Source organism: Rhodococcus sp. B50, assembly GCF_013602415.1.
In the GTDB taxonomy this organism is placed as follows: Bacteria; Actinomycetota; Actinomycetes; order Mycobacteriales; family Mycobacteriaceae; genus Rhodococcus.
The window spans coordinates 689,444-713,150 of record NZ_WPAG02000002.1; the positions used below are offsets into that span (position 1 = coordinate 689,444).

Here is a 23,707-nt window from a genome sequence, read left to right on the forward strand (position 1 = left end):
GATGGCCGATTCCGCCGATCTGAACCGGCTGCTCGCGATCGCGGGCGGTGTGCTCGACGAGGTCTCGGAACGGTTCGTCGCCGGGCACGGTGCGCCGCGCTCCGTCGACAAGGGCCCGAACGATTTCGCGACCGACCTCGATCTCGAACTCGAACGGCGGATCTCCGGCGCCCTGTCCGAGCGCACCGGCATCGCCGTGCACGGTGAGGAGTTCGGCGGACCGTCCGCAGGGGAGGGCACCGTCTGGTTGCTCGACCCGATCGACGGCACGATCAACTACTCCGCAGGGTTGCCGATGGCGGGGATCCTGCTCGCGCTCGTCGAGAACGGCGAACCGATCCTCGGGCTCACCTGGCTGCCGCTCACGAATCAGCGTTTCGCGGGGATCGCCGACGGGCCGCTGTTCGTCAACGGGAAGCCTACCGAGCCGCTGCAGCCGGCGCGGCTCGAGGACGTGATGATCGCGGTCGGCAGTTTCGACATCGACAGTCGCGGGCGCGTTCCCGGCACTCGCCGCCTTGCCGTGATCACCGAGCTGAGCCGGCGGGTCGCACGGTTGCGGATGCACGGCTCCACCGGCGCCGACCTCGCGTTCACCGCGGGAGGCGCGATCGGTGGTTCCGTCGTGTTCGGCCATCACCCGTGGGACAACGCGGCCGGTGTCGCGCTGGTGCGGGCGGCCGGTGGGATCGCCACCGACTTCGCGGGCAAGCCGTGGCGGATCGGCTCCGGATCGGTGGTCGCTGCAGCACCCGGAGTACACGGCGAGATACTGGAGATTGTGCAGTCGGCGACGGAACAGTCCGTGGCCGAACAGTTGGGTTCCGAAGGAGATCGAACATGACACTGGCCGTGCGGGTCATCCCGTGCCTCGACGTGGATGCGGGGCGGGTGGTCAAGGGTGTCAACTTCGAGAACTTGCGCGACGCGGGTGATCCGGTCGAGCTCGCCGCGCTCTACAACGAGCAGGGTGCCGACGAGCTGACCTTCCTCGACGTCACAGCGTCGAGTGGCGACCGCGGCACCATGCTCGACGTCGTCACACGCACCGCCGAGCAGGTGTTCATCCCGCTCACCGTCGGAGGCGGCGTCCGCACCGTCGAGGACGTCGACCGCCTGTTGCGTGCCGGCGCCGACAAGGTCTCGGTCAACACCGCGGCGATCGCGCGACCCGAGGTGCTGCGCGAGATGTCCGAGCGATTCGGCTCGCAGTGCATCGTGCTGTCGGTCGACGCGCGCACCGTGCCCGCCGGTCAGGAACCGACACCGAGCGGCTGGGAGGTCACCACACACGGCGGTCGCCGCGGTACAGGAATCGATGCCGTCGAGTGGGCCCGGCGCGGCGAGGAACTCGGCGTCGGCGAGATCCTGCTCAACTCCATGGACGCCGATGGCACGAAGAACGGGTTCGACCTGAAGATGATCGAGGCCGTGCGCGAGGCCGTGCACGTGCCCGTCATCGCCTCCGGTGGTGCCGGAGCCGTCGAGCATTTCGCGCCCGCCGTGCAGGCCGGTGCCGACGCAGTGCTCGCCGCGAGCGTCTTCCACTTCCGGGAGCTGACCATCGGGGAGGTCAAGGACGCGATGCGTGCGGAAGGGATCACCGTTCGATGAGCAGCGACATTCTGAATCCGGCCATCGCCGCCCGGCTCAAGCGCAACGACGACGGTTTGTTCGCCGCCGTCGTGCAGGAGCGGGCCACCGGCGCCGTGCTGATGATGGCGTGGATGGACGACGAAGCGCTCGCCCGCACCCTGGCGACCCGCAAGGCCACCTACTACTCGCGGTCGCGCCGGCAGTACTGGGTCAAGGGCGAGACATCCGGCCACACCCAGTACGTGCACGAGGTGCGCCTCGACTGCGACGGCGACACGGTGCTGCTCGTCGTCGACCAGGTCGGTGCCGCCTGCCACACCGGTACGCACACCTGCTTCGACACCGACGTCCTGCTCGAGGCGCCGCAGATCGCCGAGTAGCCGGGTCGTCGTCCGTTCGCACGACATCGTGGAGCGGACGGCAGGACCGATCGTGGAGCCGTGGGGCGGGCTGCGACAATGCCCGCATGCCTCTCATCCAGATCAGTCAGACGCCGGGCCTGTCCGACGAGCAGAAGGCCGAGGTGATCTCCGCGGTGACCCGCGCGTATGCCGAGGCTTCGGGCAAGAATCCGTCGTCGGTGTGGGTGACGATCACCGAGGTGCCCCGCGAGAACTGGGGTGTGGGCGGAACTCCGCTCGGCTGAACCTTGCCCGCTGCGATGCCGCAACCCTTCCGAATCTGGCGAGAATAGTGTTCTCTGTATTGAGAGGATCATGTTCTCACGACGGAGCGAAGGGGCACGCATGTTGCTGGATCCGAGTCCGGATCAGGAGTTCTTCCGCGAGACCACCGCACGATTCCTTGCGGAGAAGGTGCCACCGGACGAGGTCCGCCGGCTCCGCGACGATCCGAACGGTTTCGCACCGGACTACTGGCGCGCCGGAGCCGAACTCGGGTGGACGGGCCTGCTCGTCGACGAGGACCTCGGTGGAGGTTCGCTGAGCGGCCTCGGCCTCGTCGACCTCACGCTGACGGCCCACGAGTTCGGACGTCGCGCCGCCCCCGGCCCCCTGTGTCCCACGAACGTCGTCGCGGAGATGCTCGGCCGGTACGGGCACGACCATAGGGAGACGCTGTCGTCGCTGGTCGCCGGTCGCGCCACGGCCGCCTGGTGCGTGGACGAACCGCGCACCGGGAGCCGGACGGCCGCTGCGCCCGTCGACATCCGGATCGACGGCGACGAGGTGGTCGTCAACGGCACGAAACGCCCCGTCGAAGCCGGCGGCACCGCCGACGTCCTCCTCGTGACCGGGCGAACCGGGCAGGGTGCGACGAACGCGCTCGTCCCCCGCCAGGCAGGCGGGGTGACGGTCACACCGCTGCGCTCGATCGACGTGACCCGACGCTATGCCGCGATCGATTTCGACGAGGTGCGCCTACCGCTGACGTCCCTCGTCGGTGAAGCCGGCGGGGGAGCGGACGACGCCACCCGTGCGCGGCGGACCGCGATCGTCGTCTCCTGCGCCGAATCGGTCGGGGCGCTGCAGGCAGTCTTCGATCTCACCGTCGCATGGGCGTTCGACCGCTACTCCTTCGGTCGTCCGCTCGCGTCGTATCAGGAACTCAAGCACCGGTTCGCCGACATGAAGACCTCGCTCGAGGGAAGTCACGCCATCGCCGACCGCGCAGCCGGAGCCGTCGCGACGGCGAGCTCCGACGCGGACGAACTCGTCTGCGCCGCAAAGGCATACATTGGCCAGTACGGCAGCGAGCTGGTTCAGGACTGCATTCAGATCCACGGTGGGATCGGCGTGACATACGAACACGACCTGCACCTCTACGCGCGACGCGCGGCCGCGAACCGATCCGGCTTCGGCACCCCGGCCGAACATCGTGCCCGCCTCGCCGACATCGTCGAACTCCGGGAGGCATCCTGATGACCCTCGAGACCTCGGACAGGGCCCACGTGACCGAAACGCTCGACGAATTTCGGGCGCGGGCGCGGGCGTGGATCGAATCGAATCTGGAACGCTCCGATTCGTCGGCCTACGTCGGCGTGTTGCGCCCCGAAGCATCCGATGAGGAGGAACTCGCTCTCGTCCAGCGCGAGCGCGACATCCAGCGTGCGATGTTCGACGCGGGCTTCGCCGGCATCTGCTTTCCGCGCGAATACGGCGGCCAGGAGCTGCCCCGCGCCTACCAGCGGGTCTTCGACGAGGAACTCGCCGGATACGAGTATCCCTCCCGGCTACAGGTGCCCACCTTCGTGCCGTGCGCCGCGGTGCTGCTCGAGTTCGGGACCGAGGAGCAGAAGCGCCGGCACATCCCCGCCATCCTGAAGGGCGAGGAATTGTGGATGCAGATGCTGTCCGAACCCAGCGGCGGTTCCGACGTCGCTGCCGCCGTCACCACCGCGGTCCGCGACGGCGACGACTGGATCCTCAACGGATCGAAGATCTGGACCACCGGAGCATGGTGGTCGGACTGGGCGCTGTGCCTCACCCGCACCAACTGGGACGTCCCGAAGAACCGGGGTCTGACCGTCTTCATGGTCCCGCTGAAACAGCCGTCGGTGGAGGTGCATCGCATCGAGATGCTCAGCGGCTCCAGGGAGTTCTGTCAGGAATTCCTGACCGACGTGCGCGTCCCCGACGGAGACCGGCTCGGCGAGGTCGACGACGGCTGGACCGTGGGCACGCGCTGGATGTTCCACGAGCGCATGTACCGCAACTCGCCGTATGCCACCATCCCGGCGGGGACCTCGCGCGGTGCCTCGCGGATGCCCGAGCTGTTCGCGGTGGCCCGCGACGCCGGACGGCTCGACGACCCGCTCGCACGCGACCTGCTCGGGGAGGCCCGGATGCTCGAACTGGTCAAGCAGTCCCTCGAGCAGCGGGTGTCCACGGGTGTGGCCACGCGGACCATGTCGGATCAGGCGGCGAGCATCGCCCGGCTGATGTCCGGTGTCGTGGAGAGCCGCCTCGTCACGATCGGTTACGAGTTCACCGACGCGAACGGTGCGGCCTGGGACGAGGCCGACGGAGCGGTCGCGCAGCGCGGCGTCGACCATCTGATGCGTCAGGTGTGGTGCATCGCGGGCGGGACGACGGAAATGGCGCGCAACGCGATCAGCGAACGTGTGCTCGGCATGCCCCGTGAGCGCAGCCACGACCCGAACATCCCGTTCCGGGACGTACCGCGGAGCCGCCCCGCGACGTGACGGACGCGGGAGGGTCCCGGGGCGGGTGGGGCGGCCGCTCAGGCCTTGCCGATGCCGCCGGCGATCCCCTCGTCGATCTGCTCGACCAGGGCGGAACCGAGGCGCGCGAGCGTACGCACCTGCTCGTCGTCGAGACCGTCGAACACGAGTCTGCGCACCGCTTCGACGTGGGTCGGGGCCGCCTCGACGACGGTGTCGTAGCCGTGGTCGGTGAGCACGGCGTACGAACCACGACTGCCCGGAACCGGTTCGCGTCGCACCCAGCCGCGCTTCTCCAGGCGGGTGACGACGTGGGACAGCCGCGACAGCGACGCGTTGGCCTCGGCGGCGAGGGCGTTGAGGCGGAGCTTGCGTTCGCGGGCTTCGGAGAGCAGTGCGAGGACGAAGTACTCGAAGTGGGTCATGTCGGAGTCGCGCTGCATCTGGGTGTCGAGCGCGGCCGGCAAGCGCGTGATGACGGAGACGAGTGCGCGCCAGGCGTTCTGCTGCGTCGGATCGAGCCATCGGGGGTCCTCGTTGCTCATGCGTTCTCCTCGCTCGTTCGGGCTCGCCGCCGCACCCGGGGAACAGAATGGCCTCGGGGCAGGTTCTCCTCTATGATACTTGAAGCTTCAACTTGAGGGGATGTCATGAGCACCGATTCTGCGACCACGCCCGCCCTGTTCCTCAGTCACGGCGCCCCACCACTCGTCGACAGCGCGTTGTGGGTCTCGCAGCTGCAGCGCTGGGCGGCCGACCTTCCGCGGCCCACGGCGATCCTCGTCGTCTCGGCGCACTGGGAGTCCGCTCCGCTGACCATCGGGTCGACCACCACGGGCACCCCGCTCGTCTACGACTTCGGGGGATTCCCGCGGCGCTTCTACGAGGTGACCTACACCAGCCCCGGAGCGCCCGATCTCGCCCGCCAGGTCGCGGCACTGATGCCCGACGACGAACCGGTGGTGCAGCAGCCGAACCGAGGACTCGACCACGGTGCCTACGTGCCGCTGACCGTCATGTACCCGGACGCCGACATCCCGGTGCTGCAGATCTCCCTGCCCACCCTCGACCCGGAACGGCTGTTGCACCTCGGCGCCCGGCTGCGGCCGCTGCGCGAGCAGGGCGTACTCATCATCGGGTCCGGGTTCACCACGCACGGCCTGCCCTTCCTGCGCGACCCGCGGCCCGAGGCCGCCGCGCCGGGCTGGTCGTCGGAGTTCGACCACTGGACCGCCGAGCAACTTGCCCGCGGCGACGTCGACGCTCTGCTGGACTTCCGGAACCGCGCACCGGGCATGCCCTACGCGCACCCGACCGTCGAACACTTCGCGCCGCTGTTCGTGACCCTCGGTGCTTCGGAGACTCCGGATCGCGGCATCGACCAGGTCGTCGACGGCTTCTGGATGGGTCTGGCCAAGCGGTCGTTCCAGGTCGCCTGACCGCGGCTGCATCGCCGGACACGGCCCCTGGGATGATGGGGCGCATGTCCGGCGAGCCCACCACCATTCCCGCAGCCACCACCGACTCCTCCGGCGGCGGCCGGTCCGATTCGACGACCACCCGCGAGCAGTTCCGTCAGCTGGCCGCCGAGCACCGCGTGGTCCCGGTGACCCGCAAGGTGCTCGCGGACGCGGAGACCCCGCTGTCGGCCTACCGCAAGCTCGCGGCCGACCGCCCCGGGACCTTCCTGCTCGAATCGGCGGAGAACGGCCGGTCGTGGTCGCGGTGGTCGTTCATCGGGGCCGGAAGTCCGGCGGCGCTGACCGTCGTCGACGGCGACGCGGCCTGGTACGGGCACGTCCCCGCCGGCGCGCCGACGGGCGGCAACCCCGTCGACGTCCTCGGTGAGACCCTGCAGCTGCTCCACACCGACCGCATCCACGGACTTCCCCCCCTCACCAGTGGCATGGTGGGTTACCTCGGCTACGACGTCGTCCGCTATCTCGAGAAGCTGCCGACGCTCGCCGAAGACGACCTGCAGATCCCCGAAATGGTGATGTTGCTGGCCACCGACCTTGCGGCCGTCGACCACCACGAGGGGGTGATCTGGCTCATCGCCAACGCGGTGAACTGGGACGGCTCGGACGAGCGCGTCGACGAAGCCTACGACGACGCCGTGGCCCGTCTCGACCGGATGACCGAGGCGCTCGCCGCGCCCGCTCCCGCCACCGTCGCGACCTACTCGCGGCCCGAGCCCGACTACCGCCGCCAGCGCACCACCGAGTCGTTCTGCACGGACGTCCGCAAGCTGATCGGCGACATCGAGGCCGGTGAGGCCTTCCAGGTGGTGCTCTCGCAGCGATTCGAGATCGACTGCGAGGCAGCACCGATCGACGTGTACCGGATGCTCCGCGCGTCCAATCCCAGCCCGTACATGTTCCTGCTCCACATCCCCGGCCCGGACGGCGAGACGGCCTTCTCGATCGTCGGATCGAGCCCCGAAGCGCTCGTGACGGTCTCGGACGGGGTGGCCACCACGCATCCCATCGCCGGGACCCGGTGGCGCGGCGCGGACGAGGAGGAAGACCTCCTGCTCGAGAAGGATCTCGTCCACGACGAGAAGGAGAACGCCGAGCACCTCATGCTCGTCGACCTCGGCCGCAACGATCTCGGCCGGGTGTGCGCACCGGGCACCGTCGAGGTGCACGATTACCGGCATATCGAGCGGTACAGCCACGTGATGCACCTCGTCTCCACAGTCACCGGACGACTCGCGGAGGGCAAACATGCGCTCGACGCCGTCACCGCGTGTTTCCCCGCCGGGACCCTGTCGGGCGCGCCGAAGGTACGTGCGATGGAACTGATCGAGGAACTCGAATCCACCCGGCGTGGTATCTACGGCGGCATCGTCGGCTACCTCGATTTCGCGGGCGACGCCGATACCGCGATCGCGATCCGTTCCGCGCTCGTCAAGGACGGCGTCGCCTACGTGCAGGCAGGTGCCGGCATCGTCGCCGACTCCGATCCGGAGGCTGAGGACACCGAAGCCCGGAACAAGGCCATGTCCGCACTCGCCGCCGTGGCCGCCGCGTCCACACTGACCACCTACGGCAAGGACGCGCGGTGACCGACGAGACGCCGGACACCGGCACCGCCACCGGACGCCGGCGCCGGCCGACCGTGATCGCCGCCCTGCTGCTCGGTCTCGGTGCCGCCCTGCTGTGGGCCTCGAGCCGGATGACATGGGTCACCGCGATCTCGTCCGACGGTCTCGGCATCGACCGCGTCGACGATCTCGAAGGAGGTCGCTGGGCGGCGGCACTGACCCCTCTCGCTCTCGTCCTGCTCGCCTCGGTCGCCGCGGTCTTCGCCGTGCGCGGCGTGGCGCTGCGTCTCGTGGCGCTCGTGGTGGCAGCCGTTGCCGTGGCTGCCGCGGTCCCCGCGGTGCGATTGCTGACCGGGGACCCCGACCCCGGCACGGCAGCCGGGGTGGCCGCGCTGCCGGACCGCGCGACGGTCACCGGCATGGAGACGTATCCGCTGCCGTCGATCCTCGTGATCATCGGTGCCGTCGCCGTCCTCGCTGCCGCGGTGACCCTCTGGCGCACCCCGCGAGAGTCGGCCGGACTGTCGTCGAAGTACGACGCCCCGGCGGCGCGTCGCGAGGCGGCGGCCCGGCGCGCGGAGAACGACGAGCCGCTGTCCGAACGCGGTCTGTGGGACGCGCTGGACGCTGGTGAGGATCCCACGGACGAGGGTGGCGAGGGTGATACGGGCACCCGCCGGTGACTGCTGTAAACCAGTTCACTACTCTTCTATACAGATCCGATGAGCTTGATCACATCGGGATTGAGCAGGGTGGGAAAGGACTCGAGCCACGATGACAGTTCTCGATTCGATTCTCGAAGGAGTGCGAGCCGACGTCGCCGCCCGTGAGGCGGCCCTCGACCTCGCCTCCGTGAAGGCTGCTGCTGCGAGTGCGCCCCCGCCGATCGACGCCAAGGCCGCGCTGCGCGAGCCCGGCATCGCGGTCATCGCGGAAGTGAAGCGTGCCAGCCCCTCGAAGGGTGCTCTCGCCGACATCGCCGATCCGGCCGAGCTCGCCGCGGCCTACGAGTCCGGAGGGGCTCGTGCCATCAGCGTCCTCACCGAGGAACGCCGATTCCACGGCAGCCTGGCCGACCTCGACGCCGTGCGTCGTGCCGTTCGTATTCCGGTGCTGCGCAAGGATTTCGTGGTCGGTCCCTACCAGATCCACGAGGCGCGTGCGCACGGCGCCGACATCGTGCTCCTCATCGTCGCCGCGCTCGAACAGACCGTGCTGACGGCACTGATCGACCGGGTCGAGTCGCTCGGGATGACGGCGCTGGTCGAGGCGCACACCGAGGAGGAGGCCGACCGAGCCCTCGAAGCCGGCGCGACCGTCATCGGGATCAACGCCCGCAACCTCAAGACGCTCGAGGTCGACAAGACGACGTTCTCGCGCATCGCGCCGGGCCTGCCCAGCAACGTGCTCAAGATCGCCGAGTCCGGTGTCCGCGGACCGGCCGATCTGCTCGCGTACGCGGGCGCGGGCGCCGACGCGGTGCTCGTCGGGGAAGGTCTGGTGACCAGTGGGGATCCGCGTCAGGCGGTCGCCGAACTGGTGACGGTGGGCACGCATCCGTCGTGCCCCAAGCCCGCACGCTGACCGTCCCTGCCGGTCCGGACCCGCACGTGATCCGCGTCGCGTGGTGGGGCAGACTGGACGCGTGACTGCAGACGATTCCGCACTTTCCGCCAAGGGCCGAGGGCTTCCCTCGATGAGCGAAGCCCTCGCCACTCCGACCGCGCACGAACCCGACGTCCGCGGCCACTTCGGAGTCTTCGGTGGCCGCTATGTGCCCGAGGCGCTCATGGCGGTGATCGAGGAGGTCACCGCCGCCTACGAGAAGGAACGCGTCGACCCCGGCTTTCTCGCCGAACTCGATCGGCTGCAGCGCGAGTACACCGGTCGTCCGTCCCCGGTCTACGAGGCCGCTCGTCTCAGCGAACACGCCGGCGGCGCGCGCATCTTCCTCAAGCGCGAGGATCTCAACCACACCGGCTCGCACAAGATCAACAACGTGCTCGGGCAGGTGCTGCTCGCCAAGCGCATGGGAAAGACCCGCGTGATCGCCGAGACCGGAGCCGGCCAGCACGGTGTCGCCACCGCGACCGCGTGCGCCCTGTTCGGTCTCGAATGCCGCGTCTACATGGGCGAGGTCGACACCGAGCGGCAGGCGCTCAACGTCGCGCGTATGCGTCTGCTCGGCTCCGAGGTGATCGCCGCCAAGACCGGCTCGCGCACCCTCAAGGACGCGATCAACGAAGCAATGCGCGACTGGGTCACCAACGCCGACAACACCTACTACTGCTTCGGCACCGCCGCCGGTCCGCATCCCTTCCCGGCGATGGTCCGCGACTTCCAGCGCATCATAGGCCTCGAGGCACGCGCCCAGATCCGCGAGCTCACCGGTCGTCTGCCCGACGCCGTCGTCGCCTGCGTCGGCGGAGGGTCGAACGCGATCGGCATCTTCCATCCGTTCATCGACGACCCGTCCGTCAAGCTCGTCGGCTGCGAGGCCGGGGGAGACGGGGTCGAGACCGGACGGCACGCCGCCACCATCGGCGGCGGCACCCACGGTGCCCTGCACGGCGCGTACTCGTATCTGTTGCAGAACGAGGACGGCCAGACCATCGAATCTCATTCGATCTCCGCCGGGCTCGACTATCCCGGCGTCGGCCCCGAACACGCCTGGCTCGCCGACACCGGCCGGGCCGAGTACCGCGCCGTCACCGACAGCGAGGCCATGGACGCCTTCGCGTTGCTGTGCCGCACCGAGGGCATCATTCCCGCGATCGAGTCGGCCCACGCCGTCGCCGGTGCCGTGAAACTCGGCCCCGAACTCGGCAAGGGCGCCATCGTCCTCGTCAACCTCTCCGGTCGCGGAGACAAGGACGTCGACACCGCCGCCAAGTGGTTCGGTTACCTGCCGACCGACGAGTCCGCCGACAAGACCGGCCCCGAAGGAGCAGCCCAGTGAGCGCCCCACACGAACGCCTGACCGAGATCTTCGCGACCTGCCGTGCCGAGAACCGCGCCGCGCTGGTCGGCTACCTCCCGGTCGGCTATCCGACGGTCGAGCGTTCCGTCGAGGCGATGAAGACCCTCGTCGAGGGCGGCTGCGATCTCATCGAGGTCGGCATCCCGTACAGCGACCCCGTCATGGACGGCACCACCATCCAGAACGCTGCGTTCGAGGCGATCGCCAACGGCGTCCGGGTCCGCGACGTCTTCCCCGCAGTCGAAGCGATCACCGCCGCCGGCGGTGCCGCAGTCGTGATGACCTACTGGAATCTCGTGATCAAGTACGGCGTCGAGAACTTCGCGCGCGACCTCGCCGCGGCGGGCGGACTCGGCATCATCACGCCGGATCTCGTGCCGGACGAGGCCGAGGAGTGGATCGCCGCGGCCGACAAGTACGGGCTCGGCCGGATCTTCCTGGTCGCGCCGTCGTCGACCAACGAACGCCTCGCGACCACCCTCGACAAGTGCCGCGGCTTCGTCTACGCCACGTCGACGATGGGTGTCACCGGTGCCCGCGACAGCGTCGACAACCGCGCGCCGGAGATCGTCGCCCGGGTACGCACGCACTCCGACATCCCGGTCGGCGTCGGCCTCGGTGTGCGCAACGGTGCACAGGCCGCGGAGATCGCGGGCTACGCCGACGGCGTGATCGTGGGTTCGGCGCTGGTCTCCGCCGTGGCCGAGGGACACGACGCGCTGCTCGCCCTCACACAGGATCTCGCGAAGGGCGTTCGCTCCGCTAACGTGCACTCGTGACATCCACTGCGTCTGTTCTGGCATATCTGCCGAGTCCGCCGCAGGGCGTCTGGTACCTCGGGCCCTTCGCCCTCCGTGCCTACGCCCTGTGCATCATCGTCGGGATCGTCGTGGCGATCTGGTGGGGTGACCGCCGGTGGGTCGCCCGCGGCGGGCAGGCGGGCACCGTCCTCGACATCGCCGTGTGGGCGGTGCCCTTCGGTCTGATCGGCGGGCGGCTCTACCACGTAGCCACCGATTGGCAGAAGTACTTCGGAGCCGGGGCGGAGCCGGTCGACGCCCTGAAGATCTGGGAGGGCGGCCTCGGTATCTGGGGCGCCGTCGCGTTCGGAGCGCTGGGGGCGTGGATCGGGTGCCGCCGGCGCGGGATCCCGCTGCCCGCCTTCGGGGACGCGCTGGCCCCGGCGATCCTGCTGGCGCAGGCCATCGGGCGCCTCGGCAACTGGTTCAACCAGGAACTCTACGGCCGCGAGACCACGGTCCCGTGGGGACTCGAGATCTACGAGCGGCGCAACGAGGCGGGGCAGGTCGCTCCCGGGCTGGTCGACGGTGTGTCCACCGGCGAGGTGGCCTTCGTGGTGCACCCGACCTTCCTCTACGAACTGCTGTGGAACCTCGCCGTCGTGCTGCTGCTGGTGCTCGTCGACCGGAAGTTCACGATCGGCCACGGACGATTGTTCGCCCTCTACGTCGCCGGGTACTGCGCGGGCCGGTTCTGGATCGAACTCATGCGCACGGACGCCGCCACCGAGATCGCGGGCATCCGGATCAACACGTTCACCTCGGGCATCGTGTTCGTGCTCGCGGTCGCGTACTTCGTCCTTGCGCGCAAGGGCCGCGAGGAGCCCTCGACACTGAATCCGGCGGCGACAGCGAACACAGCCGCGGCCGCCCCGGCGGGCGAGCAGGAGACGGCCGGCCGCTCGCCTGCCGCCGGTAGAGTCGACGAGGCGACGTCCGGAGACAACAAGGGGGATCACTCGTGACCACACAGGACCCGGGAGCTGCGGGAGCACCCGATTCGGAGCCTGCCAAGCCGGACCTGACGAAGCGGACCGGGTCCGGATCCGGCGCGGACACCCCGGATCGGTCGTCGGAGAGCGACCAGACCCCGCCGCCCGATCTCGGACGGGCCTTCGACTACGACGCCACCGCGCAGGCCTCGCTGTCCGCGCAACCGCCCACCCTCGACTCTCTCGGTGGTGCCACCGGCACTCCGGGGCCCGGATGGGACACCTATTCCGGCGTCGGCAACGGCCCGGGTTGGGGGAACACACCCAGCTACCCGCCGCCGGCCGAGCACCAGTCCGATTACCCGCCGCCGGGCGACTACCCCTACGGCGAGCACGCGGGTCGGCCGGGAAGCGGCGCCGGACCGGTCTACGGGACACCCGATCCGCACTATCCCATCGGATCGTCGCCGCAGGGTTCACCATCGGCGCCGGGCTCCTCGTACTCCCACGTTCCGCCCGGTCCTGCGCCGTACGGACAGCCGCCCCAGGGCGGCCAGGGATACGGACAGCCGCCGCAGGGCGGCCAGTACGGCTCGCCCGGCTACGGGGTGTCGCCGGCCTACGGCTACACCGACCCGGCGAACCCGTACGGACGCGACCTCGCTGCCCCCTACGGCCGCGATCCCTATACCGGCGAGCCCTACTCCGACAAGAGCAAGGTCACCGCGGGCGTGCTGGGGATCCTGCTCGGCGGTTTCGGTGCCGGGCGCTTCTATCTCGACCAGCCGGGCGTGGCGGTCGCGCAGATCGCCGTCACCTGGCTCACCTGTGGTATCGGGGGCATCTGGCCGTTGATCGACGGCATCCTCATGCTCACAGGCAAGGTCCGCGACAAGAACGGACGTCAACTCCGTCCGTGACGCCCGGGTGCCGCCGTCTCTCGGGCGCCCCGGCGACACGCGCCGGGGTGCTGAGATGGAGGCTCCGAGCGTCGAAGGCTAGGCTCGAACCGTGACCCGACGCACCAAGATCGTTTGCACTATGGGGCCGGCCACCGCCGACCCCGATGTCCTGCGGAATCTCGTCGACGCCGGAATGGACGTCGCCCGCCTGAACTTCAGCCACGGCGAACACGCCGACCACGAGGGCCACTACAACCGGGTCCGCGCTGCGTCGGAGGCCTCCGGGCACGCCGTCGGCATCCTCGCCGATCTCCAGGGGCCGAAGATCCGGCTCGGACGATTCGCCGAGGACCGCACTGTGTGGGAACACGGTGAAGTAGTCCGCATCACCGTCGACGACGTGGTCGGCGACCACGACCGCGTCTCGACCACCTACAAGGAACTCGCTCAGGACGCCGTCGCCGGCGACCGGCTGCTCGTCGACGACGGCAAGGTCGGACTGGTGGTCGAGGCGGTGGAAGGCAACGACGTCGTCTGCCGGGTCATCGAGGGCGGACCGGTCAGCAACAACAAGGGTGTCTCCCTGCCGGGGATGAACGTCTCCGTTCCGGCCATGTCCGAGAAGGACATCGAGGATCTCGAGTTCGCCCTGCGCCTCGGTGTCGACTTCATCGCCTTGTCGTTCGTGCGGTCGCCGGCCGACGTCGAACTCGTCCACGAGGTCATGGACCGCGTCGGGCGGCACGTGCCGGTGATCGCCAAGCTCGAGAAGCCCGAGGCCGTCGAGAATCTCGAGGCCGTGGTCCTCGCCTTCGACGCGGTCATGGTGGCGCGCGGCGACCTCGGCGTCGAGCTGCCGCTCGAGGAGGTCCCGCTCGTGCAGAAGCGCGCGATCCAGATCGCGCGCGAGAACGCCAAGCCCGTCATCGTCGCGACGCAGATGCTCGAGTCGATGATCGAGAACTCGCGTCCCACCCGCGCCGAGGCGTCCGACGTCGCTAACGCGGTGCTCGACGGCGCCGACGCCGTGATGCTCTCGGGTGAGACCTCCGTCGGGAAATTCCCGGTCGAAACGGTTCGCACGATGGCGCGCATCATCGCCGCCGTCGAATCCGATTCGACGGAAGTTCCTGCGCTGACGCACGTTCCGCGCACCAAGCGCGGTGTCATCTCGTACGCCGCCCGCGACATCGGTGAGCGTCTCGACGCCAAGGCGCTCGTTGCCTTCACCCAGTCCGGCGACACCGTGCGCCGGCTCGCGCGTCTGCACACGCCGCTGCCGCTGCTCGCCTTCACGCCCGTCCCGCACATCCGTAACCAGCTGGCGCTGACGTGGGGTACCGAGACCTTCTCGGTCGAACCGGTCGACACCACCGATCAGATGGTCGAACAGGTCGACGCGGCATTGCTGTCGCTGGGCCGGTACCAGCGTGGCGATCTCGTGGTGATCGTCGCCGGTGCCCCTCCGGGACGTTCGGGTTCGACCAACCTCATCCACGTGCACCGGCTCGGTGAGAAAGACACCCGGTGACACGTTCGGACACAACGGATCTCGATGTTCTCCTCGGCCTGCTCGATCTGGAGCAGACCGAGGAGAACGTCTTCCGGGGCGGGCATCCGACGCAGGTCGGCAGCCGCACCTTCGGCGGACAACTCGTCGCGCAGGCACTTGTCGCGGCCGGGCGCACCGTGGGTGATCGTCCGGTGCACGCGGTCAATGCCCACTTCATCCGGGGCGGCGACGTCAAGCGACCCATCGACTACCACGTCGTCACCCACCGGGACGGCCGGGATTTCGCCAACCGGATGGTCACCGCCTATCAGGACGAGCAGGAACTGTTCGTCATGCTCGCCGCCTTCCAGCGGTGGGGTAAGGGCCTCGAGCATTCGGTGACCGTTCCCGAAGTTCCACTGCCCGAAGCTCTTCCGCCGATCGGCGAACGTCTGCGCGGCTTCGAGGACCAGCTGCCGCACTTCGTCGGTGCACTCAAACCGATCGACATGCGTTACGCGAACGACCCTGCCTGGGTGCTGCGGGGAACGGGGGAGAAGCTCGGTCACAACCGCGTGTGGATGCGCGCCGACGGGCAGTTGCCCGACGATCCGCTGCTTCACGTCGCCACACTGGCCTACGCGTCCGACACGACCGTCCTCGACTCGATCCTCACCACCCACGGTCTGTCGTGGGGACTGGACCGGATCGTGGCCGCGACCGTCAACCATTCGATCTGGTTCCACCGTCCGCTCCGCTTCGACGAATGGCACCTGTACGCCACGGAATCGCCGGTGGCCGCAGGTTCCCGCGGGATGGCGACCGGCCGCTATTTCACGATCGAGGGTGAACTCGTAGCGACCGTCGTGCAGGAAGGGCTGATCCGTCACTTTCCGCCGCGTCGTCCGTCGGGGAGCTGACCGGCCGATCGGTCGAGGGCGGCGGACAGTGCGCGCATGCCCTCCACGATTGTCGTCAGTTCCTCGACGCCGGTCTCCTCGCACAATGCGCGCGTGGCGTCGGCGTGGGCCGGACCGATCGCCCGGATCGCGTCGCGGCCCGCGGGCGTCATCGCGACGAGCTTGGCGCGCCGGTGCGCCGGATTGGACCGGTATTCCGCCAGGCCCTTGTCGACGAGAAGGTCGGCGATGCGCTGCACGCTCTGCCGGGTGACGCCCATCTCGCGTGCGATCGCGGAAACCGAGAGCGGAGCGGGGGAGACCGCGCCGAGGACCTGCCACCAGGCGGCGGTGAGCCCGACGGGACGCGCCAGGGTCTCGGCCAGCGCGAGGAACTGCCCGTTGAGACGGAAGGCGGTCAGTGCGGCCGCGCTGAGCAGGTCCGTCTCGTGGTGCTCCGTCACGACCCGGATGCCATGAGCTGGTAATAGCCGCGCGGGTCGCGTTCGCCGTAGAGGGCGTACCAGGCGTCGAGGACGCGCGGTTCGTACACGTCGAGCCGGGCGAAGATCGCGCGGGCGAAGTGGACCGGGGCGATGCCGCTCGCGGTGATGAGATCGCCGTCGGTGACTGCAGGCTCGTCCCGGTACAGACTTGCGCCGCCGTATCCGACGCCCTGCAGGAATTCGAGGGCGTTGCTCGTGTGGGGCCGCTCGTCGAGTAGTCCGGCGGCGGCGAAAGCCCCGGTCGCGCCGCAAGCCGCCGCCACCGGTACGCCGGCGTCGAGGAACTGCCGGGCCTTGTCGACGAAGGGAGCGAAGGCGTCGGTCGGCCAGATGTCGTTGCCCGCGAGGATCAGCATGGCGCTGTCCTCGGGCGTCACGTCCGCGAGCACGGTGTCCGGGACGATCCTGAGTCCGCCCTTCGTCGTGACCGGCTCGGCGGAGATGCCGACCGTGCGGACGCGATACCGCCCGGGATTCCGCTGCCACTCGGGATCTGCGATGTGCGCCGAGACGTATCCGATCTCCCAGTCCGCCAGGGTGTCGTACACGGCGACGTGAACTGTGTCCACCATGACAGTATGCTGACAAAAACGCAGTGTGCTGTCAATGGCGTGCCGTCGCTGATCGATGGTGATTTGCCCGGTGGTCGCGGAGGCGATTAGCCTTGATCAGGACCACGTCGTGGCGCCACTGTCGTCGAAGGTCGCGCGCGGCCTCATCGGAGGAGAACATGGGCAACACTCACACGCAGACTGTGAGCACACGCGCTCGGGGCGCCGTGGCTCCTGCGTGTTGTCGTTGCCGCTGATCACCCCTGTCCGGGCAGCTCGTCCTGCCCTCACGATTCCCTGAGTCCGCTGCGGCCGACCATCCGGCAAGCGACCGGGAATCCTCGCATCCGATGCGGCTCGAAAGGCATATCATGTCCGATTCGACGGTATTACCCGTCATCGATCTGTCCCATCTCGACGGAGACGACGCAGCCCGTACTGCTCTGCTCGACAGTCTCCGGGTGGCCACTCACGAGATCGGGTTCTTCCACCTCGCCGGTCACGGGATCGATACCGCGCTCGCGGACGACCTCGTCGCCGCGGCTCGCGAGTTCTTCGCCCTTCCCGAGGTAGACAAGCTCGCCATCGAGAACCTCCACTCGCCCCATTTCCGCGGCTACACCCGCGTCGGTGGTGAACGCACCCAGGGCTACGTGGACTGGCGCGAACAACTCGACATCGGTCCGGAGCGCGACGCTGTCGCCGAGATCGACCCCGACCGTCCCTGGGAGGTCCTGCACGGCCCCAATCTGTGGCCGGAGCGAATCCCGCGACTGCGCGAACTGGCGTTGCGCTGGATCGACGAGGCCGGCGGCGTCGGACGCCGACTGCTCGGTGCCTGGGCCGAATCGCTCGGCGCCCCGGCCGATCACTTCGAGGAGGCTTTCGCCGATCCCGATCCGCTGCTCAAGATCGCGCGCTATCCCGGGCACGACCGGTCGGTCACCGACCAGGGGGTAGGCAGTCACAAGGACGTCGGCGCGTTGACACTGCTGTATCCCGAGCCCGGCAGCACCGGATTCCAGGTCGAACTCGACGGTCGCTGGGTCGAAATCGACCCGCTCCCAGGTCATTTCATCGTCAACATCGGTGAACTCCTCGAGGTCGCCACCGGAGGTTACCTCCAGGCGACGGTCCATCGGGTGCTGCCCCCGCCCGCGGGCACCGACCGCGTGTCGTTGCCGTTCTTCCTCAATCCCGGTCTCGACCGGGCCCTCCCACCGGTGGAGTTGCCCGCGGATCTCGCAGCAGTTGCCCGCGGTGTCGGTCCCGACGCGCACGGCGGTACCCTGCACGCCGTCTACGGCCTCAACGCACTCAAGTCCCGGCTACGAGCACACCCGAACGTGGCGGAGCGTTTTCACGCGGATCTCCTCGCCCGCTTCGCCGCACCCCGATAATCGATTCTGTCCGTCCCGCATTCCCTACGGAAGGTATCCACCCGATGTCACTGCGTCGTATCGTCGTCGCCTCCGCCGCGCTCACCCTCGCTGTGGGGCTGGCGGCCTGCTCGTCGTCCGAAGGGGACGACACCACCCTCCGGATCTCTGCATCGTCCACTCCGCACGTCGAGATCCTCGACCAGATCGTGAGCACCGGGGCGCTGGGCGACTACACGCTCGACATCGTCGAGATCACCGGCGAGGTCGATCCCAACGAACTGCTCGAGGCCGGCGACGTCGACGCGAACTTCTTCCAGCACGAGCCCTACCTGACCGACTGGCAGAAGCAGAAGGGGGTCGACGATCTCGTCGCGGTCGCCGATGTGCACCTCGAACCGATCGGTCTCTACTCGAACAAGATCGCGTCGCTCGACGAGCTGAAGGACGGCGACACCGTCGCCGTGCCGCGCGACACCACCAATTACGCCCGCGCGCTGTACCTGCTCGAATCGGCCGGTCTGCTCGAGATGGACGTGCCCTTCGAGGAGGCCGACCTGTCGGTGGTCACCGAATCGAACATCACCGCCAATCCTAAGAACCTGAACCTCGTCGGCATCGAGCGTCCGCAGCTCGCCCGTCAGCTCGACGACGCGCAGATCACCGCCGCCGTGATCAACTCCAACTACGCCCTCGAAGCCGGACTGAACCCGGCCGACGACGCCATCCTCACCGAAGAAGTCGAGGGCAACCCCTTCTCCAACCTGCTCGTCGTGCGGGCCGAGAACGAGAACGACCCGGCCGTCACCGCTCTCGCCGAGGCCCTCGAATCGCCCGAGACGGCTGCCTGGATCGAGGAGACCTACTCCGGCGCCGTACTGCCGGTCCACCCGACGAACTGATGATCGTCGTCGATAACCTCGTCAAGACCTTTCCCGGAGCGGGGCGCTCCGGGGAGGTCGCGGCACTACGAGGGGTGTCGCTCGAGATCCCGGACGGTGAGATCTACGGCATCGTGGGCCCGTCCGGATCGGGCAAGTCCACCCTGTTGCGCTGCCTGAACCTGCTCGAGCGGCCTACCTCGGGACGGATCCTGCTCGGCAAGGACGATCTGTCGACGCTGTCCGGCGCCGATCTGCGCGCGGCCCGTCGCCGGATCGGGACGGTCTTCCAGCAGTTCAATCTGCTGCATTCGCGCACCGTGATCCGGAACGTGGAGTTCCCGCTCGAGGTGGCCGGGGTGGGCAAGGAGCAGCGCCGGAAGCGAGCCCTGGAGCTGCTCGATCTCGTCGGGCTGGCGGGCAAGGGGGAGAGTTTCCCGTCCCAGCTGTCCGGCGGTCAGCAGCAGCGCGTGGGTATCGCCCGTGCCCTCGCGGCCGAGCCGGAGGTGCTGCTGTGCGACGAGGCCACAAGCGCCCTGGATCCGAACACCACCGATCAGGTTCTCGATCTCGTCGCCGAGGTCAACAGGCGACTGGGTGTGACGGTCGTGGTGATCACCCACGAACTCGGGGTGCTGCGCCGGATCTGCACCTCGGCCGCGCGTCTCGCCGCAGGGCAGGTCGTCGAGACCGGCCGGATCGTCGATCTCGTCGCCGATCCCGAGTCGGCACTCGGGCACGCACTCGTCCCGGTCGGCACCGACCCGTCGGCGGGCTCGGGCGCGGACACGGCTCTGGTCACCGCGATCGGCGATGCCGCACACGGACCGTGGCTCGCGGAGATGATCCGTGCGCTCGACGCTGACATCGCCGTGGTCGGCGGCAGGGTCGAACAGGTCGGCAGCGTCACCGTGGGCCGGATGCGCCTGCGCTTCACTGCGGGCACCGACCGGGCACGCGTCGAAGGATTCGTGGCCGAACGCCCGTACCTGAGCCTGGCGTGGGGGACGGAAGGCGAACTGGAGGGACTCACGGAATGACGGTGCAGGCGCGATGAACAAGCTGCAGTGGTACGACGCCTTCCCGGAGGTGTGGGAAGCCACCCTCGAGACGCTCTACATGGTTGCGGTGTCGTTCCTGCTCACCATCGTCGGTGGTGTGCTGGTCGGGATCGTATTGCAGTTGACGTCACCGTCCGGGCTGTGGCCCCGCAGGACGCTCAACACCGTCCTCGGTGTGATCGTCAACCTGTTCCGGTCGCTGCCCTTCCTCATCCTGCTGATCGCACTGATCGGGTTCACCCGCTTCGTCGTGGGCACCGCGATCGGGCCCACCGCGGCGATCGTGCCGCTCACCATCGGCGCGATCCCGTTCTTCGGCCGGATCGTCGAATCCGCGTTGCGGGAGGTGCCGCGCGGCCGGGTCGAGGCGGCCCAGGCGATGGGGGCCACGAACATCCAGATCGTGCGCAAGGTGCTGCTGCCGGAGGCGTTGTCGCCGCTGATCGCCGGAGCCACCCTCACGTTGGTGCTGCTGGTGGGCTACTCGGCGATGGCCGGCGTCATCGGTGGCGGCGGTCTCGGCGACTTCGCGATCGTCTACGGCTATCAGCGGTTCAACACGCCGGTGCTGCTCCTCGCGGTGGTCGTGCTCATCGTGATGGTGCAGATCATGCAGTCCATCGGTGATCTGATGATCCGCAGGCTCGCGCACCGGCGGTGACGCCCGGGAGCCGGGCGCACCACCGGTGCGTCCGGCTCAGCGGTCGAGTTTCGCGATCGCCTCGTCGATGAGCGGGATGTAGCGGTCGATCGCCCACGGCACGGTGAGCGGATTGATGATCGACGAGCCGGTGACGAAGGGCTGCTCCTTCGGCGCGACGAGCGACCCGCGGGACACCGCCGGGATCTGCTGGTAGACCGGCTGGGCTTCGATCTCGGCGCGGTTCGCGGGGTCGGAGTAGAAGGTGAAGATCAGATCCGATTCGGACAGCAGGCCGGCGTTCTCGAGACCGATGACCGCGGAGTCGGTGCCCTCGGTCTCCTCGAGCGTCTCCGCGACCGGGTCGACGGTCAATCCGAGTCCGCGGACCATCGCCACCCGTTGCTCATCGGGCATGAACACCCCGAGCGTGCCGGGGCCGGTGTTGTAGATGTAGGAGAACGTCACGTCGGCGTACTCGGGATGGGCGGCCGCGGCGGACTCGAAGGTGTCCTCGATCTCGGTGATCAGACCGAGGGACTCCTGGTGCCGGCCGAGTGCGGTGCCGATGGTCTCGATCTGGTCCTGCCAGGTGATCGTCCACGGCAGTTCCGGATAGGCGACGGTCGGGGCGATCGCGGACAACAGGTCGTACTGCTCCTGCGTGATGCCGGACCACGGCGCGAGGATGACGTCCGGCGCGAGTCGGGCGATCGCCTCGACGTCCACCTCGGTTCCGCCGGTGAACTGTTCGGGCAGCGGCTCGCCACGTTCGGTCAGTTCCTCGTGGATCCAGGGCAGGTAGCCCGTTTCGTCGCTGCCCCAAGGATATTCCTCCACGCCGACCGGGGTGACACCCAGTGCGATCGCCGTCTCGGCCGAGCCCATCCCGAGCGTGACGACCCGTTCGGGCCGCGCGTCGATCTCTGCCGTTCCCAGCGCGTGTTCGATCGCGACAGGCTCGAAATCGCCGGTGGGTGAAGCATCCGACTCGTCGCCACCTCCGGACGAGCAGGCCGTGAGGACGACGGCGGCGGCGGTGACCAGCACGGCGGTCGCGCGCGGACCGCGGCCCAGCAGGGCCGCCACGCGCGGCCCGCGGCCGGGGCGCAGGGATCGGAGTGTCATGAGTACCTCTCGCTGATCGGGGGCATGTCGAGAGGTGAGCCTAACCTTCCAACCGACTCGTCGGTTACCGGCAGATTTCCGGGCGACCGCCAAGTTCGTGATGTCCCACAAATAGATCACGAGACGGATGTCACATTTGATAGTATTCTGTTATCGAAACCGCTCACGGCCCGAGCGGAGGAGGGGACGGCTGCACTCGGCTCCCGCGGGGGTTCGCTCATCACCGACGATTCGTCGACACGGATGACGAGTGGATGCGGGGGTGCGGGAGGGGTCGTTCCGGGGAGGAACGGAGATGCTCATGGTCGCATCCACAGACAAGAGGTCCGATTCGACGCCACGTTCGAGTCGGCGAATTCTCGCGATCATCGCGCTCACGGGAATGCTCACGATCGGTTTCCTGGCGGCGGTGTTCACCGGGTCCTATCTGATCGGCGGCGCATTCGCCATGCTGACCGGCGCGTGCATCGTCCTGGCGCACCTGATGATCGCGCCCGCCTCGATCATCCACGACGACGGCGCGGAGGCGGCCGCCCGTTCCGACGTCCGTGAGCGGTGGCATCCCCTCGGAAGCGGATCCTGAATCCGGACTCCGTCTCCGCACCGCCCCGCGACACGCAGGTTCCCCGGGCGAGCGACCGGTCTCGGTTAGCATCGTGCCCGTGACCGACTCGCTGCGCATCCTCGTCTACAGCGACGATGCGACCGTGCGGCAACAGGTTCGTGATGCCCTCGGTACCCGTCTGCACCCGGATCTGCCTCCGCTCGATTATGTGGAGGTCGCAACACCACCGGTCGTCGTCGAACGCATGCATGCCGGCGACATCGATCTCGCCGTGCTCGACGGTGAATCCGCTCCGGCCGGCGGCATGGGGATCGCGAAGCAACTCGAGGACGAACTCGACTCGTGTCCGCCGATCGTCGTCCTGATCGCTCGCGCCGACGACGAGTGGTTGGCCCGCTGGTCGGGCGCCGAGGTGGCGCTGCGGCATCCGGTCGACCCGATCCGACTCGGCCGGCAGGTCCTCGCTCTGCTCACCTCTCGCTCCCGCCACTCCTGACCCTTCGGCGCGGCCGGCGGGTCGCGAACTCGTATGCGGGCGCGGAGAATCTACCCTCCTTCCGGCTGGGAGGCAGCCCGACACGCCGCCCCGAATCGGGGGTGTGAAATCGCGACAAGTCCGACGCGAACACCACTAGTGTGTGTGCCGTAACTCACATCCCGGCCCTGGGGCGAGGCCCCCGGTGCACGGCGGGGTGGGTTCGCGGGCAACGAGAAGGCCCGCGGCCGGATTCGCGCGAGGAACCGGAGGTGGCATGAACGCTTACGTACCGATCCTGGTACTCGGTGGCATCGCGCTGGCCTTCGCGATCTTTTCCGTCGCGGTGGCGAGCCTCGCGGGCCCGAGTCGGTACAACCGCGCCAAGCTCGACGCCTACGAGTGCGGCATCGACCCGACGCCCCAACCGGTGGGTGGTGGCCGCTTCCCGGTGAAGTACTACCTCACCGCGATGCTGTTCATCATCTTCGACATCGAGATCGTCTTCCTGTACCCGTGGGCGGTCCACTTCGGCGCGCTCGGCGTCTTCGGTCTGGCAGCGATGGCGCTGTTCATGTTCAACGTCTTCGTCGCCTACGCCTACGAGTGGAAACGAGGAGGCCTGACATGGGACTGACGACCCGCATGCACGCCCGGAGATATTGTGCCCGAACCGATTACGCGACACGACCGGCGGTCGGCCGGTCCGTTCGACTCCGGGGGCGGTGACAG

The 23,707-nt window shown here is 68.6% G+C and carries 27 protein-coding genes; 23 read left to right on the forward strand and 4 right to left on the reverse strand.

The annotated features are described in order from the left end of the window. Position 1: 1 nt before the first annotated feature. From GON09_RS03560 to GON09_RS03585, 6 genes are all read left to right on the forward strand, one after another. Positions 2-844 (forward strand): inositol monophosphatase family protein, encoded by an 843-nt coding sequence (locus tag GON09_RS03560; RefSeq protein ID WP_213930629.1) that lies wholly within the window; start codon positions 2-4, stop codon positions 842-844. Beyond that, positions 841-1,614 (forward strand): imidazole glycerol phosphate synthase subunit HisF, encoded by a 774-nt coding sequence (gene hisF, locus GON09_RS03565; RefSeq protein ID WP_213930630.1) that lies wholly within the window; start codon positions 841-843, stop codon positions 1,612-1,614. The genes GON09_RS03560 and hisF overlap by 4 nt, the downstream gene beginning before the upstream one ends. Beyond that, positions 1,611-1,976, forward strand: coding sequence for a phosphoribosyl-AMP cyclohydrolase (gene hisI / locus GON09_RS03570; protein WP_213930631.1), 366 nt, complete (start codon positions 1,611-1,613; stop codon positions 1,974-1,976). The genes hisF and hisI overlap by 4 nt, the downstream gene beginning before the upstream one ends. Positions 1,977-2,062: 86 nt before the next feature. Then, positions 2,063-2,242, forward strand: coding sequence for a tautomerase family protein (locus GON09_RS03575; RefSeq protein ID WP_016935788.1), 180 nt, complete (start codon positions 2,063-2,065; stop codon positions 2,240-2,242). 100 nt (positions 2,243-2,342) lie between these two features. After that, the gene (locus tag GON09_RS03580) at positions 2,343-3,476 is read left to right on the forward strand and encodes an acyl-CoA dehydrogenase family protein (protein WP_213930632.1); all 1,134 of its coding nucleotides are present in this window, start codon (positions 2,343-2,345) and stop codon (positions 3,474-3,476) included. After that, positions 3,476-4,759 (forward strand): acyl-CoA dehydrogenase family protein, encoded by a 1,284-nt coding sequence (locus GON09_RS03585; RefSeq protein WP_213930633.1) that lies wholly within the window; start codon positions 3,476-3,478, stop codon positions 4,757-4,759. The genes GON09_RS03580 and GON09_RS03585 overlap by 1 nt, the downstream gene beginning before the upstream one ends. 38 nt (positions 4,760-4,797) lie before the next feature. On the opposite strand, the gene GON09_RS03590 is transcribed toward GON09_RS03585, so the two are convergent. Then, positions 4,798-5,283, reverse strand: a complete 486-nt coding sequence (locus tag GON09_RS03590) for a MarR family winged helix-turn-helix transcriptional regulator (protein WP_213930634.1) — start codon at positions 5,281-5,283, stop codon at positions 4,798-4,800. A 105-nt stretch (positions 5,284-5,388) separates the two neighbouring features. Between GON09_RS03590 and GON09_RS03595 the strand changes: the two genes are divergently transcribed. The 10 genes from GON09_RS03595 (at position 5,389) to GON09_RS03640 (ending at position 15,810) form a co-directional block, all read left to right on the forward strand. Further along, complete coding sequence (locus GON09_RS03595; protein ID WP_213930635.1) at positions 5,389-6,177, forward strand: dioxygenase family protein; 789 nt, start codon at positions 5,389-5,391, stop codon at positions 6,175-6,177. A gap of 44 nt (positions 6,178-6,221) precedes the next feature. Further along, a complete protein-coding gene (locus tag GON09_RS03600; protein WP_213930636.1) occupies positions 6,222-7,805 on the forward strand; it encodes an anthranilate synthase component I in 1,584 nt (527 codons plus the stop codon). Beyond that, entirely contained in the window at positions 7,802-8,467 is a 666-nt protein-coding gene (locus GON09_RS03605; RefSeq protein WP_213930637.1) for a TIGR02234 family membrane protein, read from the forward strand. Before GON09_RS03600 ends, GON09_RS03605 begins: the two co-directional genes overlap by 4 nt. A 91-nt stretch (positions 8,468-8,558) precedes the next feature. Further along, positions 8,559-9,368, forward strand: coding sequence for an indole-3-glycerol phosphate synthase TrpC (gene trpC, locus GON09_RS03610; protein WP_064062973.1), 810 nt, complete (start codon positions 8,559-8,561; stop codon positions 9,366-9,368). A gap of 112 nt (positions 9,369-9,480) precedes the next feature. Beyond that, a complete protein-coding gene (trpB, locus tag GON09_RS03615) occupies positions 9,481-10,743 on the forward strand; it encodes a tryptophan synthase subunit beta (RefSeq protein WP_213934258.1) in 1,263 nt (420 codons plus the stop codon). Continuing rightward, complete coding sequence (gene trpA / locus GON09_RS03620; protein WP_213930638.1) at positions 10,740-11,543, forward strand: tryptophan synthase subunit alpha; 804 nt, start codon at positions 10,740-10,742, stop codon at positions 11,541-11,543. Before trpB ends, trpA begins: the two co-directional genes overlap by 4 nt. Then, entirely contained in the window at positions 11,540-12,529 is a 990-nt protein-coding gene (gene lgt, locus GON09_RS03625; RefSeq protein ID WP_213930639.1) for a prolipoprotein diacylglyceryl transferase, read from the forward strand. The genes trpA and lgt overlap by 4 nt, the downstream gene beginning before the upstream one ends. Further along, positions 12,526-13,416 (forward strand): TM2 domain-containing protein, encoded by an 891-nt coding sequence (locus GON09_RS03630; protein ID WP_213930640.1) that lies wholly within the window; start codon positions 12,526-12,528, stop codon positions 13,414-13,416. The genes lgt and GON09_RS03630 overlap by 4 nt, the downstream gene beginning before the upstream one ends. Positions 13,417-13,507: 91 nt before the next feature. After that, positions 13,508-14,929, forward strand: a complete 1,422-nt coding sequence (gene pyk / locus GON09_RS03635; protein WP_026061874.1) for a pyruvate kinase — start codon at positions 13,508-13,510, stop codon at positions 14,927-14,929. Next, positions 14,926-15,810, forward strand: a complete 885-nt coding sequence (locus GON09_RS03640; RefSeq protein ID WP_213930641.1) for an acyl-CoA thioesterase II — start codon at positions 14,926-14,928, stop codon at positions 15,808-15,810. The genes pyk and GON09_RS03640 overlap by 4 nt, the downstream gene beginning before the upstream one ends. Here the strand turns inward: GON09_RS03640 and GON09_RS03645 are convergent. Both GON09_RS03645 and GON09_RS03650 read right to left on the reverse strand, forming a co-directional pair. Further along, positions 15,777-16,253 (reverse strand): MarR family winged helix-turn-helix transcriptional regulator, encoded by a 477-nt coding sequence (locus tag GON09_RS03645; protein ID WP_213930642.1) that lies wholly within the window; start codon positions 16,251-16,253, stop codon positions 15,777-15,779. The genes GON09_RS03640 and GON09_RS03645 overlap by 34 nt on opposite strands. Continuing rightward, positions 16,250-16,867, reverse strand: coding sequence for a DJ-1/PfpI family protein (locus GON09_RS03650; RefSeq protein WP_213930643.1), 618 nt, complete (start codon positions 16,865-16,867; stop codon positions 16,250-16,252). Before GON09_RS03650 ends, GON09_RS03645 begins: the two co-directional genes overlap by 4 nt. Positions 16,868-17,217: 350 nt before the next feature. Between GON09_RS03650 and GON09_RS03655 the strand changes: the two genes are divergently transcribed. Genes GON09_RS03655 through GON09_RS03670 form a run of 4 tightly spaced genes read left to right on the forward strand, consistent with a single transcriptional unit; the run spans position 17,218 to position 20,828 of the window. Further along, positions 17,218-18,246, forward strand: coding sequence for an isopenicillin N synthase family dioxygenase (locus GON09_RS03655; protein WP_244865368.1), 1,029 nt, complete (start codon positions 17,218-17,220; stop codon positions 18,244-18,246). 44 nt (positions 18,247-18,290) lie between these two features. Continuing rightward, positions 18,291-19,127, forward strand: a complete 837-nt coding sequence (locus tag GON09_RS03660) for a MetQ/NlpA family ABC transporter substrate-binding protein (RefSeq protein ID WP_213930645.1) — start codon at positions 18,291-18,293, stop codon at positions 19,125-19,127. Continuing rightward, the gene (locus GON09_RS03665; protein ID WP_213930646.1) at positions 19,127-20,146 is read left to right on the forward strand and encodes a methionine ABC transporter ATP-binding protein; all 1,020 of its coding nucleotides are present in this window, start codon (positions 19,127-19,129) and stop codon (positions 20,144-20,146) included. The genes GON09_RS03660 and GON09_RS03665 overlap by 1 nt, the downstream gene beginning before the upstream one ends. A gap of 13 nt (positions 20,147-20,159) precedes the next feature. Continuing rightward, a complete protein-coding gene (locus GON09_RS03670; RefSeq protein WP_213930647.1) occupies positions 20,160-20,828 on the forward strand; it encodes a methionine ABC transporter permease in 669 nt (222 codons plus the stop codon). Positions 20,829-20,864: 36 nt separating this feature from the next. On the opposite strand, the gene GON09_RS03675 is transcribed toward GON09_RS03670, so the two are convergent. Then, positions 20,865-21,935 carry an iron-siderophore ABC transporter substrate-binding protein gene (locus GON09_RS03675; RefSeq protein ID WP_244865369.1) on the reverse strand — a complete coding sequence of 357 codons (1,071 nt, stop codon included), beginning with the start codon at positions 21,933-21,935 and terminating at the stop codon, positions 20,865-20,867. A gap of 301 nt (positions 21,936-22,236) precedes the next feature. Here GON09_RS03675 and GON09_RS03680 point away from each other — a divergent pair, with 301 nt between their 5' ends. The 3 genes from GON09_RS03680 (at position 22,237) to GON09_RS03690 (ending at position 23,612) form a co-directional block, all read left to right on the forward strand. After that, the gene (locus GON09_RS03680; RefSeq protein WP_244865370.1) at positions 22,237-22,518 is read left to right on the forward strand and encodes a hypothetical protein; all 282 of its coding nucleotides are present in this window, start codon (positions 22,237-22,239) and stop codon (positions 22,516-22,518) included. A 73-nt stretch (positions 22,519-22,591) separates the two neighbouring features. After that, the gene (locus GON09_RS03685; RefSeq protein ID WP_016935087.1) at positions 22,592-22,996 is read left to right on the forward strand and encodes a response regulator transcription factor; all 405 of its coding nucleotides are present in this window, start codon (positions 22,592-22,594) and stop codon (positions 22,994-22,996) included. A 256-nt stretch (positions 22,997-23,252) separates the two neighbouring features. Next, entirely contained in the window at positions 23,253-23,612 is a 360-nt protein-coding gene (locus tag GON09_RS03690; protein ID WP_213930649.1) for an NADH-quinone oxidoreductase subunit A, read from the forward strand. Positions 23,613-23,707 lie beyond the last annotated feature (95 nt).

Coding starts and splice junctions, on each gene's coding strand:
- GON09_RS03560 (WP_213930629.1), top strand. CDS start 2: ATGGCCGATTCCGCCGATCTGAACCGGCTGCTCGCGATCGCGGGCGGT.
- hisF (WP_213930630.1), top strand. CDS start 841: ATGACACTGGCCGTGCGGGTCATCCCGTGCCTCGACGTGGATGCGGGG.
- hisI (WP_213930631.1), top strand. CDS start 1,611: ATGAGCAGCGACATTCTGAATCCGGCCATCGCCGCCCGGCTCAAGCGC.
- GON09_RS03575 (WP_016935788.1), top strand. CDS start 2,063: ATGCCTCTCATCCAGATCAGTCAGACGCCGGGCCTGTCCGACGAGCAG.
- GON09_RS03580 (WP_213930632.1), top strand. CDS start 2,343: ATGTTGCTGGATCCGAGTCCGGATCAGGAGTTCTTCCGCGAGACCACC.
- GON09_RS03585 (WP_213930633.1), top strand. CDS start 3,476: ATGACCCTCGAGACCTCGGACAGGGCCCACGTGACCGAAACGCTCGAC.
- GON09_RS03590 (WP_213930634.1), bottom strand. CDS start 5,283: ATGAGCAACGAGGACCCCCGATGGCTCGATCCGACGCAGCAGAACGCC.
- GON09_RS03595 (WP_213930635.1), top strand. CDS start 5,389: ATGAGCACCGATTCTGCGACCACGCCCGCCCTGTTCCTCAGTCACGGC.
- GON09_RS03600 (WP_213930636.1), top strand. CDS start 6,222: ATGTCCGGCGAGCCCACCACCATTCCCGCAGCCACCACCGACTCCTCC.
- trpC (WP_064062973.1), top strand. CDS start 8,559: ATGACAGTTCTCGATTCGATTCTCGAAGGAGTGCGAGCCGACGTCGCC.
- trpB (WP_213934258.1), top strand. CDS start 9,481: ATGAGCGAAGCCCTCGCCACTCCGACCGCGCACGAACCCGACGTCCGC.
- GON09_RS03650 (WP_213930643.1), bottom strand. CDS start 16,867: ATGGTGGACACAGTTCACGTCGCCGTGTACGACACCCTGGCGGACTGG.
- GON09_RS03655 (WP_244865368.1), top strand. CDS start 17,218: ATGTCCGATTCGACGGTATTACCCGTCATCGATCTGTCCCATCTCGAC.
- GON09_RS03660 (WP_213930645.1), top strand. CDS start 18,291: ATGTCACTGCGTCGTATCGTCGTCGCCTCCGCCGCGCTCACCCTCGCT.
- GON09_RS03665 (WP_213930646.1), top strand. CDS start 19,127: ATGATCGTCGTCGATAACCTCGTCAAGACCTTTCCCGGAGCGGGGCGC.
- GON09_RS03670 (WP_213930647.1), top strand. CDS start 20,160: ATGAACAAGCTGCAGTGGTACGACGCCTTCCCGGAGGTGTGGGAAGCC.
- GON09_RS03675 (WP_244865369.1), bottom strand. CDS start 21,935: ATGACACTCCGATCCCTGCGCCCCGGCCGCGGGCCGCGCGTGGCGGCC.
- GON09_RS03680 (WP_244865370.1), top strand. CDS start 22,237: ATGGTCGCATCCACAGACAAGAGGTCCGATTCGACGCCACGTTCGAGT.
- GON09_RS03690 (WP_213930649.1), top strand. CDS start 23,253: ATGAACGCTTACGTACCGATCCTGGTACTCGGTGGCATCGCGCTGGCC.